Raw genomic sequence first — 16,884 nt, forward strand, 5'->3', positions numbered from 1 at the left:
CTCGGGCCGCGCGGCCCGCGCGCGTTCGCGACGATCTCAGTCGATCATCTCGAAGGTCGGCGAGATCTCGAAACGGTTGAAAATCATCCAGGCGACCTCGATCTGTTTCCCGAGACAAGGTTCGTCGGCCGGGAACAGCAGTCTGACGTCGATATCGCCCTCTTCCGCGACCCGGGAGACGGCGATCTCCAGGGTAATGCGGCCGACGAGCGGATAGGTGAACCACTCTTCGTCATCCGGCCCGGCCTCCAGGCCGGTCTCGACGGCGCCCCAATCCAGCTCGCCGAACCGATAGCCGACTATTTCTGACAGCGCGACCAGGAACCCTTTCAGATTCGCCAGCCTCAGCCACCCGTCGAGCTGCTCCACCACGTCACCAACCCGTCATTCGCCAGCGCTTCTCACCCGCCAGGAGTCGCCGTCGCCCACTCAGACGAGGGTGCTCCGGCTGGGCGGCACGCCCGTTCGACCCGACTATACGGCCGGCGGTTTGGCACGCCGTGCGCCGCCGTGCGGATTGCCGCCGCCCCGGCCCGCGCTTCCCACGCGGCGGGGACCACAATGAGGTTCAGGCGGTTATGGCCCGGCGCACGGCGAAGGGCCTGAACTCGCGGTCGGGCACCAGGTAGGCGGCACGCGGACGACGCGACGGCCGTGGATACGCGGAAGGACAGCGGACCACAAGATGCGAAGGCCACGACAGCAGGCGGCGCCGGCGGCGAGCGTGGCGCCAACGTTCCAGGCGCCGGCCGCTGGTTGGCCGGCGCCAGCCCCGTTCGGCCCGCCGCCCGGGCCCGGGCCGGGGCCGGGGCCTGTACCGGGGCCACTGTCCGCCGCGCTCGCGGCGGCCGCGCCCGGCCAGACCGTGACGCTCCCGCCTGGCCGCTACGCCGAGAACCTCCTGATCGACGGGGATGTCACGCTCGCCGCGGCGGCCGGTGGCGGCACCGTGTGGCTCGTGGGTGGCGGCCCGCTCGTCCTGCGCGGCTCGGCGGTGCTGTCCGGTCTGGTCATCGTGGGCATCGATCCGTCACTTCCCGCGGTCGTCATCGATGCGGGGGCGCCGACCCTGCGAGGGTGCGAGATCGTCAACGGCCGGGTGGAGATCGTCGGCGACGCCTCGCCGACGCTGCGCGACTGCCGGATCAGCGGTGCTCAGCTCGCCGGCGTRCACGCCGCCGGCACGGGCGGGCCCACGTTGGAAGGCTGCGTCGTCACCGACGTGGACGGCACCGGTGTCGTCGCCAGCGCCGGCGCGGCCGTCACCCTGCGAGGCTGCCGGATCTCCCGGACCACCGGCTCCGGCCTGCGCGCCCGCGGGCAGGCCACCGCGAGCGCCGACGGCTGCGAGATCACCAGGACCGGCCGCAGCGGCGTGCTCGTCGAGGACACGGCGACGGTCCGGCTGCGCGACTGCTCCCTGCGGGGCGCCGGTACCGAAGGCGTTCGGGTCCTCGGTTCGTCGCCGGCGTCTCCCGGCGTCCCCGGCCTGGGCACGGCGGCGGGTGCGAGCGCCGCGGCCTCCGCCCCCGGCGCGAGCCCCTCGGCGGGCGGGAGCGGCTCAGGAAACGCCGACGGCCGAGGGGACGCGAACAGCCCGGGAGACGCGGACGGCACCGCCGCGCGGCCGGGGCCCGAGGTCCTCGCCGACGACTGCGAGCTGGAGGCCGCCGGCACGGACGGCCTGCTCGTCGAGGGCGCCGCGACGGTGACGCTGTCCGGCTGCCGGCTGCGTTCGCCCGCCCGCGCCGGCATCGTCGTGGCCGGGGCGTCCGCCGTGACGCTGACCGGCTGTGTGCTGGAGCGCGTCGGCACCTCCGCCCTGGTCGCCAGGGGATCGGCGGTCATCACGGTCGACGGCGGCCGGGTGTTCCTGCCGGCGGCCAACGGGGTGTTCGTCGCCGACGCGGGCCAGGCCACGCTGCGGGGTCTGGCCATCGAGGAGGCCGGCTACAGCGCGGTCCATGCGGCCGGCGCCGCGTCGGTCACCCTCGTCGACGCGCACCTGCGGACCACTCCCGAGCACGGGGTCCACGCGGTCGGCCAGGCCGCCGTTCACGTCGAGGGTGGCCGGGTCAGCGGCGCGGCCATGTCCGCGTTGCACGCCGAGCAGGACGCGACGCTGACCGCGCACGGCTGCGAGCTGGCCGGGAACGGCATCGGGATCAGCGCGAACGCGACGGCGCCCGCCACCGTGACCGGCTGTGTCGTCACCGACAGCACCGACGTGGGCGTCCGGGTCGGCTCGGGTGCGAAGGCGACGCTCACCGGCTGCCGGATCGAACGCACCGGCGCCGCCGGCGTCGTGGTCGCCGAGCGCGGCGAGGCCCGGATCGCCGACTGCCAGATCGCGGACGCGACCGGCTCCGGCCTGGTCGTCTGGCGCGCGGCCATCCCGACCGTCAGCGGCCTGCGGGTCGCGCGCGCCGGCAAGAACGGTGTCTTCGTAGGCGACGGCGCGGCCGGCGCGTTCGACGGCGGCGAGATCACCGCGGCCGAGTTCCCCGCGCTGCACGTCGGCGCCCGGGCCACCCCCCGGTTCACCGGCCTGCACGTCCACGACACGGACACGGACCTGAGCCTCGCCGACGGCGGCGAGCCGACGTTCGAGCACTGCACGGTCACCCGGGTGCGGACCGTCAACATTCCCACGTCCGGCCGCGACGGCACGGCCCAGGGGGCCGACGGGACGGAACCGACGACGGCCGCGGCAGGTGGCCAGGGCGGCGCCGGGACCGACGGCGAGGCGGACGGCCTGCCGGACGCGCCCCCGGCCGAGTCGCTCGACGACCTGCTGGCGGAGCTCGCCGGCCTGGTCGGCCTGGACCGGGTCAAGCGGGACGTCGGCGCGCAGGTGAAGCTCATGCAGACGGTGCGCCGCCGGCAGGAGGCCGGGCTCGCCGCCCCGCCGCTGTCCCGCAACCTGATCTTCGCGGGCAACCCGGGTACCGGCAAGACGACCGTMGCCCGCCTCTACGGCCGGCTGCTGACCGCGCTCGGGATGCTGGAGCGCGGTCACCTCGTCGAGGCGGACCGGTCGGCGATGGTCGGCGAGTACATCGGCCACACGGCGCCGAAGACGACGGCCGTCTTCCGCCGCGCCCTCGGCGGGGTGCTGTTCATCGACGAGGCGTACGCGCTGGTCCCGCCAGGGGTGGGCAACGACTTCGGCCAGGAGGCGGTCGCCACGCTGGTGAAGCTGATGGAGGACCACCGCGACCGGGTCGTCGTCATCGTCGCCGGCTATCCCGGCGAGATGTCCGGGTTCATCGACTCGAACCCGGGTCTCGCGTCCCGGTTCACCCGCACGATCACCTTCGACGACTACGCCGACGAGGAGCTGACCGACATCGTGACGGCGCAGTGCGCCCAGCACGAGTACGAGCTCACCGAGCCGGCGCGCGCGGCGCTCGTCGGGTACTTTGCCGGGGTCCCACGGGTCCGCGGCTTCGGCAACGGACGGCTCGCCAGGCAGGTGTTCCAGCGGATGACCGAGATCCAGGCCCAGCGGGTCGCGGACCTGGCGGACCCGAGCACCGAGGACCTGCTGCGGCTCGTCCCCGAGGACGTCCCCGGGGGCTGACGGGGCTCGCCCGGCGCCGCACCCGGGCCCTCGTCCCGCGGCCACCGGCGGGTAAACATCCGGCGGTAGACCTTCAAATCCGTCTCAAATCGGTCCATGCCCGTTGGCGTGACCATAGCCTGACCTGGCGTCAGCTCGGCGGAGCGCCATGTGTCCCGGCTGCTGCTGGGCGACTCGGGCCGGACCGAGGACATCGTCCCGGAGACGTTCCTGCGCGCCTGGCGGCACGCCGACCTGCTCACCGGCCTCGCCGACTCGAGGAGCTGGGCACGGGGCACCGACAGAAGGTCAGGGCACCAGCATGCGTACGAGGCTGCTCACGATCCTGCTCGCGTTCATGACGGCGACGCTCGCGGCGCTGGGCGTGCCGCTCGGGCGCAGCGTCGCGCAGAGCCAGCAGCAGCAGATGTTCGTCGACCGGCTCGCGGACACCTCGCGGTTCGCCGGTATCGCCGGTCAGGTGACCTCGGCTGACGGCGAGCTGGAGCTGCGGGAGGAGCTGGGCCGCTACGAGCAGCTGTACGGGATCTCCGCGGTGGTCGTCGACCTGAACGAGCACATCCGGGCCGCGTCGCGCCCGGGGGTCGACCCGCGCGCGGACGAGCTGCGCTCGGCGCTGCAGGGCGCGCTGGGGGGCCGCCAGTCCAGCGACCCCGGCCAGATCTGGCCCTGGCAGGGCCGCCCGCTGGTGGTGGCCGAACCGGTCGTCTCCGGCAAGGACGTCGTCGGTGCCGCGGTGACCATCTCGCCGACGGACCGGTTGTCCGATCGGATCCTGGGCCGGTGGCTGTGGCTGCTGGGCGCCGCCGTCGTCGTCACCTGCTTCTGGGTGATGGCGGCTGTGCGGCTGACGCGATGGGTGCTGCGCCCGGTGCACGACCTGGGCCTGGTCACTCACGAGATCGCGACGGGGCGGCTCTCGGCCCGGGTGCTGGGCAGTTTTGGCCCGCCGGAGCTGCGCCGGCTGACCCTGTCGTTCAACGAGATGGCCGGCCACGTGGAGGACGCCGTCGAGGCGCAGCGTGCCTTCGTCGCCGACGCCTCCCACCAGTTGCGCAACCCGCTGTCGGCGTTGCTGTTGCGGATCGAGAACCTGTCGATGGACCTGCCGGACCAGTGGCAGGAGGAGGTGGGGGAGACGCGCGTGGAGGCGCGCCGGCTGGTCAGGGTCCTGGACGAGATGCTCGCGCTGGCCAGGGCCGAGCACCACGTGCCGCGCCCGGAGAAGATCGACGTTCGTGCCGTCGTCGACGAGCGGGTCGCGGCGTGGCGGCCGATGGCCGACGCGCGCGGTGTCGGCGTCGACGTGACGGGGCTCGCCAGCGCGTCCGCGCTGGCGGACGCCGACACCCTCGGGGGCGCGCTGGACGCGGTGCTCGACAACGCGCTGAAGTTCTCCCCACTGGACTCGATCGTCACCGTCACCGTCAGCCTGGATCCGGACGGTTCCGGCGACGCCCCCGGCCCGGACGCGGCGCGGGACGACAGCGGCCGGGCCGCCCGCGACGCCCCCCGCCTTGTGGTCCGCGATGCCGCCCGCGCCGGGGGCCGCCGTGCGGACGAGCCGGCAGGCGGCGTGTTCATCCGGGTGAGCGACCAGGGGCCGGGGGTCACCGTCGACGAGCTGGCGAACATCGGGCGCCGTTTCTGGCGCAGCCGGCGCAACGTGAACATCGGCGGCTCCGGCCTCGGCCTTAGCATCGCCACCGCCCTGCTGACCGCCTCCGGCGGTGACATCCGCTACGCGCTGGGCGAGCCGGCCGGCCTGGTGGTGACACTGCGACTGCCTCCGGCCACCGCGCCCGCGGGCGCGGGGATCTAGAGCCCCGGTTGGCGGCCCGGAGCCCTGCCAGCCCGGCATCCCTGGCGTATCAGACCTTGGCCGCTCGGTAGTACTTCGCCGCCCCGTCGTGGAGCGGCACCGGCCCGGTCGCGACGGCGCTGCGGGGGTCCAGCGCGTACGCGACCGGCACCACCCGGGCGATCGTCTCCCGCGCGTTGAAGAGCACCCGGGTCACCTGGCGGACCAGCCCCGGGTCGGTGTCGGCGCTGGTCACGAGCAGGTCGGCCATCGCGACGGTGGGGGTCGCGCCGACGCCGGCGTAGGCGCCGTCGGGGATGACGCCGCGCCGGTACTCGGCACCCCACTTCGGGACCTCGTTGAGCGCGTCGACCAGCCCGTCGAGCTGGACGAACCGGACCGGGAACCGCCGCGCCAGGTCCGCGACCGTCACGGTGGGCAGYCCGCCCTGCCAGAAGAACGCGTCGATGGTGCCGTCCGCCAGCGCCTTCGCCGACTGGTCGACGCCGAGGTTGACCTGGGTCACGTCCTTCGCGTCGATCGCGGGGTCGACGGCGAGCAACCGGGTGGCGACCAGCTCGGTGCCCGAGTCGCGGGCGCCGGTGGAGACCCGCCGGCCGCGCAGATCGGCGAGGGTCCTGACCGGAGAGTCCCGTGGCACGACGAGGTGGATGTACTCGTCGTAGATCCGGGCGACGGCCCGGACGGGCAGTGCGGAGGCGAACGGGTCCTGCCCGCGCACCGCGGCCGTCGCCGCGTCCATCGTTGAGAAGCCGAAGGTGTTCGGGTCGGCCACGACCCGCCGCAGGTTGTCCACCGCGGCGCCGGTGACCATGGTCGTCGCCCGTACGCCCGGCAGCGAGCCGTTGATCGACGCGGAAAGTGCCGTGCCGTAGCGGTAGTAGATGCCGCCGGTGCCGCCGGTGAAGACCGTGACAGGACCCCGTCGATATGGCTGGCCGCCGCCGTCGAACCGAATCCAGGCGAGTAGCCCGGCCGTTACCAGAACAACGGCGGGAACGACGGCCAGCACGAGCAGACGACGCCACCTGGGCACGCCAGGCCGGCGTGACAAGGCCAGGGCGACTCGCATGCCTGATCCTCCCACACCGACGTCTGGACACGTCGGACGGCGCGGTTATCCGAAGGCATGGTCCGTGGGCGGGCCGATGGCCGGTCGGCAGGATTTCCTATCTGTGGGCGCCGATTCTCGGCAGAGCGATCGGGGGTTTAGCGCGCCGGGTTGCGAGGCTTAGAGGCTTAGCCGACGGCCTTTGCGCTCAGTCGGTATCCGATACCGCGGACGGTCTCGATGGCTCCGGGTACCCCGAGCTTCGCGCGCAGTGACGCTATATGCACCTCCAGGGTGTGGGAGGCCCCTTCTGGGCTGTACCCCCACACCTCGGCGACGATCTGCTCGCGCCGGAAAACCACGCCCGGCGCGCCCGCGAGCTGGGCCAGCAGGTTGAACTCCTTGCGGGTGAGGGTGGTCTCCCGCCCGGCGACGGTGACCTCCCGCGCCCGCAGGTCGATGGAGATCTTCCCGACGGACAGCACCTGGTCGCCGTCGGCGCCGAGAGCACCAGGCCGGTGCTGGCCAGGGCCGGCCAGCACCGGTGATGGTGGCGGCCAGGCACGCGTCCGGCCGGGGTCCGGCCCGCCGCGGGCCGGCTCGGCCGGAGAGCCGGTGGCTTCGTCGCCGTGCCGACGGGAACGTCGGGTCACAACATGAATGCGCGCGATGAGCTCGAGGACGTCGAAAGGCTTGACGATGTAGTCGTCGGCTCCGGTGTACAGGCCGCGCAGCCGGTCGGCCTGCTCCGCGCGGGCGGTCACCATGATGACCGGCACCGCGGATATCAAACGGATGCGAGTGCAGATGTCGAAGCCGTCCCGATCCGGAAGACCCAGGTCCAGCAGCACGAGATCCGGCCGGGTGCTGTTCAGCAGGTCCAGCGCGAGGGTGCCTGTTCGGGCGCGGACCACGTCGAACCCGTGCCGGCGGAGACTGCCGGCCAACGCACTGGCGACGCGATCGTCGTCCTCTACTACCAGCAACAGCATCGCTGCCTCCGCCAGTCGGCGCCACCTGAGCTTCCCCGTACCCGCGTCGCGCGATTCATGAGAATTCACCTGCTTGGCCAGAAGGTAGCACTAGGAGATAAAGACGAGGCCGGCGGCGACTCCCACGCGGCGTCGGGGTATTCCGCTGTTCCGCGCCAGCGGGTGTGGACGGCGGCGAGCCGGCCGCGAGGGTCCCGCCGTTCGTGTCTGGCCCGGTCGGGGCAGGGACCCGGGGGAGCGAGTTTCGTGCCTGGCTCAAGCCGCCGGCGTGCTGAGGTTTGCGCCGACGACCAGCGGGTTCAGCTCGATCGGCGTCTCAGCGGCCACCTGCGCCGCCGGTCGGCGTTGCCTGGCCTCGAGTCGTCGCGCCAGGTAGGACAGGCTGGCGTTGACCGCGATGTAGACGACGGCGACGACGACGTAGGCCTGCAGGGGGGACTGGGCGAACTGCCCGGTGATCTTTCCGCGGCTCAGCAGCTCCGGGTAGGGCAGGACGAAGCCGAGCGAGCTGTCCTTGAGCAGCACCACGAACTGGCTGACCAGGGAYGGCACCATCCGCCGGACCGCCTGGGGGAGCAGGACGAGCCGCATCGTCTGCCAGAAGCCGAGGCCGAGCGCCGCCGCCGCCTCCCGTTGGCCGCTGTGCAGCGAGACGATGCCGGTCCGGAAGATCTCCGCGAAGACGGCGCTGTTGTACAGGGTCAGGCCCAGGACGAGGAACCAGAAGACCGGCAGGTCCACGCCCATCGTCGGCAGCCCGAGCCCGATGAAGTAGATCAGTAGCAGGACCGGGATCGCCAGCCAGAAGTGCGTGTACGTCGACGCGGCGGCCCGCAGCGGCATCGCCGGGGCCAGCCGGCAGATTGCCAGCAGGCAGCCGATCGTCAGCGCGAGCGCGCCCGCGACGGCGGCCACCTTCAGGGTGTTGAGCAGGCCGTACGCGAGGAATCGCAGGATGGCGGGGTCGGTGACGAAGGTCCAGCGGGCGCGGTCGAGCTGGTGGTGCCCGGCCAGCCGGACGAACGCGACGACGACCAGCAGGGCGACGAGCGCGGCGCCGACGACGGAGCCGACCGCGATCCACCTCCGTGCCCGCGGCCCCGGCTCGTCATACAGAACAGTGGCACTCACGGCGGCGTCCTTTCCCTGGATGGGCCGTGCTGAGGGATGCCTTCGCCGCGCGGGACGCGCGCCGTGACCACTCGTGCCGGGGTGGCCACCCGCTGGCGGCGGTCACCGGGCCACCGCCACGCGGCGTTCGACGAGGCGGGTGACCGCGCCGAGTGGCAAGGTCACGACCATGTAGGCGGCGGCGGCCGCGAGGTAGATCCAGATGGGATTGGGGTCGGAGGTGTTGAGCTGGCCGGCCCGGGCGGTGAGTTCCAGTACTCCGATCGGGGCGGCCAGTGAGGTGTTGCGGACCAGTGCGGACAGCAGCGCGCCCAGCGGTGGGATTACCGTGCGGAAAGCCTGCGGGAGGACGACGTACCGCAGCGTCTTGGTGAAGGTCATGCCGAGTGAGCGGGCTGCCTCGGCCTGGCCGATGGGCACCGCGCTGATGCCGGACCGGAGTGCCTCGGCGACGAAGGCGCCGGTGTACGCGCCCAGTACCAGGACGGCCGAGATGAACAGTGAGTAGCGGATGCCGGTCTTTGGTAGTCCGTAGACGAACAGGAGGATCAGGACGAGTGGGGGTGTGTTGCGGACCGTTTCGACGTAGGCCAGCCCGGCCGCCCGTAGGGGGGCGGCCGGGCAGACTCGCGCCGTCGCGACGACCACTCCGATGCCCAGCGCGAGCAGGAACGACAGCGYGGTGAGTTTGAGGGTGGTCCACAGCCCCGACCCGAACACGTCGAGGTTGTCGAGGACGACGTTCACGGTTGGCTCCGAACGAAGGCTGGTGGTGCGGCGGTCAGCGGGCCGGGCCTATGTGCTGTCAGGCGGTGTAGCGGTCGATGGTGGGCGTGGTGGGGACGGAGGTCGCGACCTTGCCGACGGTCGACTGGAAGGCCTTCGCCCAGTCACCGTTCTGGTAGGTCGCGGCGAGGGTGTCGTTGACGAAGGTGCGGAACGCGTCGTCGCCCTTTGTCAGCCCGATTCCGTACGGCTCCGTGGTGAACGTCTTGCCGACGAGCTTGAGGGTGTCCTTGTGTTGTGAGATCAGGCCGAGGAGGACGACGTTGTCGGTGGTGACCGCGTCGACCCGGCCGTCGGTGAGCTGCTCGGCGCAGGAGCTGTAGGTGTCGACGAGGACGACGTCGGCGGTGGGGGCCTTGGCTCGCAGGTTCTTCTCCGAGGTGGAGCCTTCGACGGTGCAGACCTTCTTGCCGTTCAGGTCGGTGACGCCCTTGATCGCGGTGTCGCTGGACTTGACCATGATGTCCTGGCCGGCGGTGTAGTAGGGGCCGGCGAAGTCGACGAGCTTCTTGCGCGCGTCGTTGATCGTGTAGGTGGCGATGACGACGTCGACCTTGCCCTGCTGGATGAACGGTTCGCGGTTCTTGGAGACGGTCTCCAGGAACTTCACCTTGTCCGGAGTACCGAAGATCCGGATTGACAGCAGCCGGGCGATCTCGGTGTCGAATCCCTCGATCTTGTCGTTCGTCGGGTTCTGCAGCCCGAACAGCGGCTGGTCGAACTTGGTGCCGACAATGATCTCTCCGCGCTTGCGGATCTCGTCCAGCGACGGGCTCGCCGGGAAGTCCGTGGCCTGGGTCAGCTTGTAACCGCTGGCCGGCGTGGCCCCGCCGGCGGGGGACGCTCCTGGACCGCTGCCGTCGTCATCGCCGCAGGCGGCGAGCGTCAGCGCCAGCGTGGCGGCGAGGCCGACCGCGATGGCGGACAGGCGCGCCGAGAGGCGGGATCGTCTGGACATGGTTTTCCCTTCCTGCTGTTTCCCCGCGCGGGATCGCGGCGGGTGCGGGAAACGTCGATGAGCCTTTCGGCTGGCCGTGGGACCGGTGGTACGCGCGCGGCGCCCCGAGGGAGACAGCGCGGGCGGTCAGCGGCTGAGAATCAGTGGCTGAGGACCTTGCCGAGGAAGTCGCGGGCGCGTTCGGATTTCGGGTTCGCGAAGAACTCGGCGGGCGGCGCGGTCTCGACGATTCGGCCGTCGTCCATGAAGACCACGCGGTTGGCGACGGTGCGGGCGAATCCCATCTCGTGAGTGACGACGACCATCGTCATTCCGGATGCGGCGAGTTCGCGCATCACGTCGAGCACTTCGTTGATCATTTCGGGGTCGAGGGCGGAGGTGGGCTCGTCGAAGAGCATGATCTTGGGTTCCATCGCCAGTGCCCTGGCGATCGCGGCCCGCTGCTGTTGACCGCCGCTCAGCTCGGCCGGTAGCTGGTCGGCCTTCTCCCCGATCCCCACCCGGTCGAGGAGCTCACGTGCGGTCGCCTCGGCCTGCTTGCGCGGAATTCCCCGCACCTTGACCGGTGCCAGGGTGACGTTGTCGAGCACGCTGCGATGGCTGAACAGGTTGAAGGACTGGAAGACCATGCCCACCTGCGCCCGCAGCCGGGCCAGCGCCCGACCCTCCACGGGCAGCGGGACCCCGTCGATGGTGACACTGCCGGAGCTGATCACTTCCAGCCGGTTGATGCAGCGGCACAGCGTCGACTTCCCGGCCCCAGACGGACCGATGATCACGACGACCTCGCCGCGGTCGACCGTCAGATCGATGTCGTGGAGAACCTGATGGGAGCCGAAGGACTTGCACACCTTGTCCAGCACGATCAGTGGATCGCCGGTCGAGGCGGGGAGATTGGGCCCCTGCGCTGCCGGGGTCATGGCTGTTTGGAGCTCCTTTCCGAACGACGGTGGAGGGCATACAAAAATAGAACTCCCCGACATGGCGCAGCCATGGTCGAGGTTTCTTGCCGGCTGGTTGACGAGCCCACTAACCGGAGGTTTCTCTTCGAGATCTTCAGGCTTTGCCAAACATAAATGACCCCCGCCGCCGAATACTGTCCGGTTGGCGACAGATCTCTTTTCTTTACTCCTCCTTTACTCCCTCTTTACTGCTCTTTACTTCTTCTTCACCCATCCAGGCGCCCGCGTCCTGGGCTGCCAATCACCCCGCCGCTGGGCGCTGTCCGGTTCGCGACAGGCTTTTGTCTCCTCGGCACGGACGCCGACCTGAAACCTCGTCGACGGTGGCCGGCCGACGACCGATGGCGGGGTGGACGGCGTGCCGGACGTGCCTGCGGTGGAGCCGTTCGACGGCCTGCCCGCGGAGCTCGCCCGCGGAGCTCGCCCGCCGCGGCGCGCCGCGGTACGGCGGGTCCTGCCCGCCGCACCGCCGGCAGGTAAACATTTGGTGGAAGACCTTCAAATCCCGCCCAAATCGGTCCACCTCCGCCGGAGTGACCGTAGCCTGACGTGGCGTCAGCTCGGCCACCGTTGACACCGGAAGCCAGGCGGAGGGACTGCCCATGACGAGCGCGGCCGTGCCCGCTCCAGAGCGGGCCGAGGCGGCCCGGCGGCGGCACTTCGGCGACCACCTGGTGCGTGACTGCGGCCCGGCACTGGAGCGCTACGTTTCCCGGCTGCTGCCGGGCGACCCGGGGCGCACCGAGGACATCGTCCAGGAGACGTTCCTGCGCGCCTGGCGGCACGCCGACCTGCTCACCGGCCTCACCGAGGAGGAGGACCTACGGCGCTGGCTGTTCCGGGTCGCCCACAACGTGGCCGTMGACTGGTTGCGCCGGCGCGCCGCCCGCCCGCTCGAGCTGGGCGGAGACCTGCCCGTCCTGCCCGACCCGGCCGGCCAGGACCAGCTGGAGGCGGTGCTGCTGCGCGGCGTCCTCGCCACCGCGTTCGAGGCTCTGTCCGGGCCGCACCGTGCCACCCTGGTGCATCTGTACTGGCTCGACCGTTCCCACGCCGAGGTGGCCGCCGAGCTCGGAATCCCGGCGGGAACCGTCAAGTCGCGTCATCACGTCGCCGTCCGCGAACTGCGGGCGGCCCTGACCGCCCACGGCGTCACCGACGCCCACCCTCGCGGTCATTCCTGATCGTCGCGGGTGTCCTCGCAGCTGTTGGCCGAGCCCAGTTCCGCGAGCACCGCCCGGATCGCCGGGCTGGCCTGAGCGCTGCGCCGCCACGCCGCGTGAATCTCGCGCTTCGGTCGTCGCCGCAGTGGTCGGGCGACGAGCCGATCGCCCAGGGGCGGGCGAGCGAGGCGAGGTATCAGGGCGACGACGTCGCTGGAGGCGATCAGCGACAGCTGGGAGGCGAAATCGTCGACCAGATGGCGCACGTCGGGTACCTCGGGCGCGTCCGCGAACAGCCGGCGGAACCACTGGTGGCACACCGTGCCCGGCGGGCTGGTCACCCACGCGAGGCCGGTGAGGTCGGCTCTGGTGAGCGGCGGGTCGAGGCGCACGAGCGGATGCGCCCGATTCACGACGACGTCGCCGACGTCCGTGCGCAGATGGCGCTGGGCCAGGCCCGATGGCAACGGGGCGCGCAGCCCGTCGGCGTCATGAACGAGGGCGAGGTCGGCCGTTCCGGCACCGACGCTGTGCAGGGCCTGGTCGGGATCCTGCTCGGTGATGTGCACGCGCAGGTCCGGGCAGCGCGTCGCCAGCCGCGGCACGGTGGGCGCGAGCAGCCCACGGATGGCCGTCGAGAAGGCGACCACGCGCAGGACGCCGCGCGGCGCGCCCGCCGAGACTGCCCGGGCCGTCTCGGCGCAGCRCTCCAGCGCCTGGAACACCTCAGGCGCCGAGTCGACGATGGCCTTCCCCGCCGGGGTGAGCACGACCCCGCGTCCCGCCGGCGCGAGGACKGGCACGCCGACCTCGCGCTCCAGCCTCTTGATCTGCTGCGACACCGCCGAGGCGGTGAATCCGAGCTCGTCGGCCGCCCGCGCCAGGGTGCCGAGCGCGGCCACCGACCGCAGCGCCCGCAGCGCCCCGACGTCAATCATGAAGCCAGGCTACGTAATACTGGCAAGAAAGCATCGCTGGACCACTTGCCTCGAGTCGAGGCACGGTCACCCCATGACCGACTCGCGGCACGCCGCCGGCCCGCTCTTCGGCGCCAACCTCGTCGCCATGGTGACCCCGATGCGGCCTGACGGCACGATCAGCGAGGCCGGGCTCGCCAACCTCGTCGACCACCTGCTGGCCACCGGGTGCGACGGCATCGTCGTCGGCGGGACTACCGGCGAGTCGCCGACTGTGACCGATCCCGAGGCAGCCCGGCTCGTTCGTGCCGTCGCGGCCCAGGCGAAGAACCAGGCCCGGGTGGTCGCCGGTGTCGGCACCTATGACACGGCCGCCAGCATTCGTCGGGCACGCGAAGCCGAGGCCGCCGGAGCGGATGCGTTGTTGGTCGTCTGCCCCTACTACTCCAGACCCACCCAGGCCGGGGTGGTCGCCCATTGCCTCGCGGTGGCCGACGCCACCGAGCTACCCGTGATGCTCTACGACGTCCCCGCACGCACGGGGGTCGCCATGGAGGCGTCCACGCTGATCGAACTCGCGAGCCATCCCCGGATCCGGGCGGTCAAGGACGCCAAGGGCGACCTGTTCGAGGCGATGTCCGTCATGGCCCGCGCGCCGCTGGCCTACTACTGCGGCATCGACGAGCTCAACCTGCCTTACCTGGCGTGCGGTGCCACCGGCCTGGTCAGCGTCGTGGGGAACGTCGCCGCCGACCGCAACGCCGAGCTCATCCGGACGGTCCACGCCGGCGACCTCGACGCGGCGAGGACGGTCCAGGGTTCACTGATCCCCCTGGTGGAAGCCGTCATGCGCACGTCCCAGGGGGCCATCATGGCCAAGGCCGCCCTGGCCGAGCTCGGGATCATCCCGCACCCGACGGTGCGCCTGCCGCTGCTCGAGCCGCCGCCGTCGGACCTTCAGCGGCTACGGAGTGCTCTGGCGACCGTCGCGGTCCCTGGCCAGGCCCTACCCTTGTGAGAATGCACGGGCGACCTGGCGTCGCTCGAGTTGGCACTGTGATCTTGAGTTGGCAGTGTGATCTCGAGTTGGCACTGTCATCGATGGTGGGGGAGGAGCGGACACTCTCCCCGCCACTATCAACGTATAGCGCACCTGGGGGCTTGCGGCAAGACCCAGGTGGTGCCGCAGAATCGCTGGCCGAGGCCAGGACCGGGCGACGTTCGCGCTGGCCGCCGGGCCCGGTCCGACATCAGTTAGCCGCTGCGAGGGGTATGTGTCGACTCAGGAATACGAAGAGGAACTCCGGTCCGAGCGGGACTACGTCGCCGGGCTGTACGCGCGGCTCGACGCCAAGCGCGCGCGGATGAAGGGCGAGTTCAAGGCGACGTTGCGCGGGACCGGTGGAACGCCGATGGAGCGTGACGTCGAGGTGCGCGCGCTGGCCAGGGAGGTGCGGCGGCTGGACGTGGCGGACAACGGGTTGTGCTTCGGCCGGCTGGACGCCCTTTCGGGCGAACATTCGTACATCGGCCGGATTGGCCTCTTCGACGAGGAGAACGAGTACGAGCCGGTGCTGCTCGACTGGCGGGCGCCGGCGTCGCGCGCGTTCTACATCGCCACGGCGGCGAGCCCGGAGAACATGCGCCGACGCCGGCAGTTCCACACCCGCGGGCGTCAGGTGGCCGACTTCACCGACGAGGTGCTCGGCCGTCCCAGCGGTGGCGAGCGCGGGGACGCGGCCCTGCTCGCGGCGGTCAACGCGCCGCGCGGTGACGGGATGCGCGACATCGTGGCGACGATCCAGGCCGAGCAGGACGAGATCATCCGGCTCGACAACGCGGGCGTGGTGGTGATCGAGGGTGGCCCGGGCACGGGGAAGACCGTGGTGGCGCTGCACCGCGTCGCGTACCTGCTCTACACCCAGCGGGAGCGGATGGAACGTCACGGCGTGCTCGTCGTCGGGCCGAACTCGGCGTTCCTGAACCACATCGGCCGGGTGCTGCCGTCGCTCGGCGAGTCCGCCGTGGTGTTCATGAGCACCGGCGACCTCGTGCCCGGCCTGCACGTCACCGCCGAGGACACTCCGCAGGTCGCGCGGCTGAAGGGATCCCGGAAGATCCTGGACGTGCTCGCCGCGGCGGTCGCCGATCGGCAGCGGCTGCCGGAGCAGCCGGTGGCGATCGAGCTGGCGGACGTCACGGTGCGGATCGACGCCGAGACCGCCCAGTGGGGGAGGGAGGAGGCGCGCGCGAGCGGGCTGCCGCACAACGAGGCCCGCGCGGTGTTCAGCGAGATCGTCACCTGGGTGCTCACCGAACGGGCGACAGCCCGGATCGGTCGGGGCTGGCTTACCCGGGAGGACCGCCCAGCGTGGGAGCGCGTGCGGGCGGACCTGCTCAAGGAGCTTACGGCCGACGACAGGTTCACCGCCGCGCTCGACGAGCTCTGGCCGATGCTGATGCCGAAAGAGCTGCTGGCATCGCTGTACACGTCCCCGCAGCGGCTGCGAGCGGCGGGCGCCGACGAGGCACTGCTGCGTGCCGACGGCGCCGCCTGGACGGTGTCGGACGTGCCGCTGCTCGACGAGCTGGTCGACCTGCTGGGCGGCGACGCGTCGGCCGAGCGGGTCGCCGCGCTGGCCGCCGAGCGGGAGCGCAAGGACGAGGCCGAGTACGCCGCCAGCGTGCTGGACATGATCAAGATCGACCGTGCTGACCTGATGGACGACGAGGACCATCTGCTCGCGCAGGACATGGTCTACGCCGAGGACCTGGCGGACCGCTTCGTGGAGCACGACACCCGTGAGCTCGCCGAGCGCGCCGCAGCCGACCGGGACTGGACCTACCGGCACGTCGTGGTCGACGAGGCCCAGGAGCTGTCCGAGATGGACTGGCGGGTGCTGATGCGCCGCTGCCCGAGCCGGTCCTTCACGGTGGTGGGCGATCTCGCCCAACGCCGCTCGGAGGCCGGAGCGATTTCGTGGGCCACGATGCTGGAGCCGTATGTGCCCGGCCGCTKGGTCTACCGGTCGCTGTCGGTGAACTACCGCACCCCGGCGGAGATCATGGACGTCGCCGCCGCGCTGCTCGCCGAGTTCGCGCCAGGAGTCCGGCCGCCGGAGTCGGTCCGCGCCTGCGGCGTGCTGCCCTGGTCCAGGTCGGTCACCGAGGACGAGCAGCACGGCGCGATCGAGGAGTTCCTGCGGGATGAGGCCGGCCGCGAGGGCACCAGCGTCGTGATCGGGCCGGCGGGGGTGCCGGGCGCGGTGACGGCGTCGCAGACGAAGGGCCTGGAGTTCGACGCCGTCCTGGTCGTGGAACCGGAACGGATCCTCGCCGACGGCCCACGCGGCGCGGCCGACCTCTACGTCGCCCTCACCCGTGCCACCCAACGCCTCGGCGTCCTGCACCAGGGCCCGTTGCCCCGCGCCCTGACCGGACTCGTCGAGACCGGGATAGCGGCCTGAGAAGCCGCGCGGTCCACGCCGGCCGATGAGCCGGCGCGGACCGCGCGGGGTG

Annotated in this window: 13 protein-coding genes; 5 read left to right on the forward strand and 8 right to left on the reverse strand. The window is 71.6% G+C overall.

Translation table 11 applies throughout. The features are described from left to right. Positions 1–36: 36 nt before the first annotated feature. Entirely contained in the window at positions 37–369 is a 333-nt protein-coding gene (locus BCD49_RS34210) for a hypothetical protein (RefSeq protein ID WP_051466274.1), read from the reverse strand. 316 nt (positions 370–685) lie between these two features. On the opposite strand from BCD49_RS34210, the gene BCD49_RS34215 reads away from it, so the two are divergent. Together BCD49_RS34215 and BCD49_RS34220 are read left to right on the forward strand one after the other, a co-directional pair. Next, on the forward strand, positions 686–3,583 hold the full coding sequence (locus BCD49_RS34215) for a right-handed parallel beta-helix repeat-containing protein (RefSeq protein ID WP_007515935.1): 2,898 nt from the start codon (positions 686–688) through the stop codon (positions 3,581–3,583). Between the two features lie 301 nt (positions 3,584–3,884). Continuing rightward, the gene (locus BCD49_RS34220) at positions 3,885–5,405 is read left to right on the forward strand and encodes a sensor histidine kinase (protein WP_007515936.1); all 1,521 of its coding nucleotides are present in this window, start codon (positions 3,885–3,887) and stop codon (positions 5,403–5,405) included. A gap of 49 nt (positions 5,406–5,454) precedes the next feature. Here BCD49_RS34220 and BCD49_RS34225 read toward each other — a convergent pair whose 3' ends face one another. From BCD49_RS34225 to BCD49_RS34250, 6 genes are all read right to left on the reverse strand, one after another. Then, on the reverse strand, positions 5,455–6,477 hold the full coding sequence (locus tag BCD49_RS34225; RefSeq protein WP_007515937.1) for a TAXI family TRAP transporter solute-binding subunit: 1,023 nt from the start codon (positions 6,475–6,477) through the stop codon (positions 5,455–5,457). A 167-nt stretch (positions 6,478–6,644) separates the two neighbouring features. After that, on the reverse strand, positions 6,645–7,448 hold the full coding sequence (locus BCD49_RS34230) for a response regulator transcription factor (RefSeq protein WP_007515938.1): 804 nt from the start codon (positions 7,446–7,448) through the stop codon (positions 6,645–6,647). A 255-nt stretch (positions 7,449–7,703) separates the two neighbouring features. Continuing rightward, positions 7,704–8,579: an amino acid ABC transporter permease gene (locus tag BCD49_RS34235; protein WP_007515939.1), complete on the reverse strand. Its 876-nt coding sequence runs from the start codon at positions 8,577–8,579 to the stop codon at positions 7,704–7,706. Positions 8,580–8,681: 102 nt separating this feature from the next. Next, complete coding sequence (locus tag BCD49_RS34240) at positions 8,682–9,326, reverse strand: amino acid ABC transporter permease (RefSeq protein WP_071042337.1); 645 nt, start codon at positions 9,324–9,326, stop codon at positions 8,682–8,684. 58 nt (positions 9,327–9,384) lie between these two features. Next, on the reverse strand, positions 9,385–10,323 hold the full coding sequence (locus BCD49_RS34245; protein ID WP_007515941.1) for a glutamate ABC transporter substrate-binding protein: 939 nt from the start codon (positions 10,321–10,323) through the stop codon (positions 9,385–9,387). A 140-nt stretch (positions 10,324–10,463) separates the two neighbouring features. Next, the gene (locus tag BCD49_RS34250) at positions 10,464–11,243 is read right to left on the reverse strand and encodes an amino acid ABC transporter ATP-binding protein (RefSeq protein WP_007515942.1); all 780 of its coding nucleotides are present in this window, start codon (positions 11,241–11,243) and stop codon (positions 10,464–10,466) included. A 644-nt stretch (positions 11,244–11,887) separates the two neighbouring features. Here BCD49_RS34250 and BCD49_RS34255 point away from each other — a divergent pair. Beyond that, positions 11,888–12,469, forward strand: a complete 582-nt coding sequence (locus BCD49_RS34255; RefSeq protein WP_007515943.1) for a sigma-70 family RNA polymerase sigma factor — start codon at positions 11,888–11,890, stop codon at positions 12,467–12,469. Here BCD49_RS34255 and BCD49_RS34260 read toward each other — a convergent pair. Further along, entirely contained in the window at positions 12,460–13,386 is a 927-nt protein-coding gene (locus tag BCD49_RS34260) for a LysR family transcriptional regulator (RefSeq protein ID WP_071042338.1), read from the reverse strand. The genes BCD49_RS34255 and BCD49_RS34260 overlap by 10 nt on opposite strands. Before the next feature lie 73 nt (positions 13,387–13,459). Here BCD49_RS34260 and dapA point away from each other — a divergent pair, with 73 nt between their 5' ends. Both dapA and helR read left to right on the forward strand, forming a co-directional pair. Then, positions 13,460–14,383, forward strand: a complete 924-nt coding sequence (dapA, locus tag BCD49_RS34265) for a 4-hydroxy-tetrahydrodipicolinate synthase (RefSeq protein ID WP_007515945.1) — start codon at positions 13,460–13,462, stop codon at positions 14,381–14,383. 256 nt (positions 14,384–14,639) lie between these two features. After that, a complete protein-coding gene (gene helR / locus BCD49_RS34270; protein WP_071042339.1) occupies positions 14,640–16,832 on the forward strand; it encodes an RNA polymerase recycling motor ATPase HelR in 2,193 nt (730 codons plus the stop codon). Positions 16,833–16,884 lie beyond the last annotated feature (52 nt).

Source organism: Pseudofrankia sp. EUN1h (assembly GCF_001854645.1).
GTDB lineage: Bacteria > Actinomycetota > Actinomycetes > Frankiales > Frankiaceae > Pseudofrankia > Pseudofrankia saprophytica.

Bases quoted from the DNA above. Each gene is read 5' to 3' on its own strand.
- BCD49_RS34230 (WP_007515938.1), bottom strand. From the start codon at position 7,448: ATGCTGTTGCTGGTAGTAGAGGACGACGATCGCGTCGCCAGTGCGTTG.
- BCD49_RS34250 (WP_007515942.1), bottom strand. From the start codon at position 11,243: ATGACCCCGGCAGCGCAGGGGCCCAATCTCCCCGCCTCGACCGGCGAT.
- BCD49_RS34220 (WP_007515936.1), top strand. From the start codon at position 3,885: ATGCGTACGAGGCTGCTCACGATCCTGCTCGCGTTCATGACGGCGACG.
- dapA (WP_007515945.1), top strand. From the start codon at position 13,460: ATGACCGACTCGCGGCACGCCGCCGGCCCGCTCTTCGGCGCCAACCTC.
- BCD49_RS34245 (WP_007515941.1), bottom strand. From the start codon at position 10,323: ATGTCCAGACGATCCCGCCTCTCGGCGCGCCTGTCCGCCATCGCGGTC.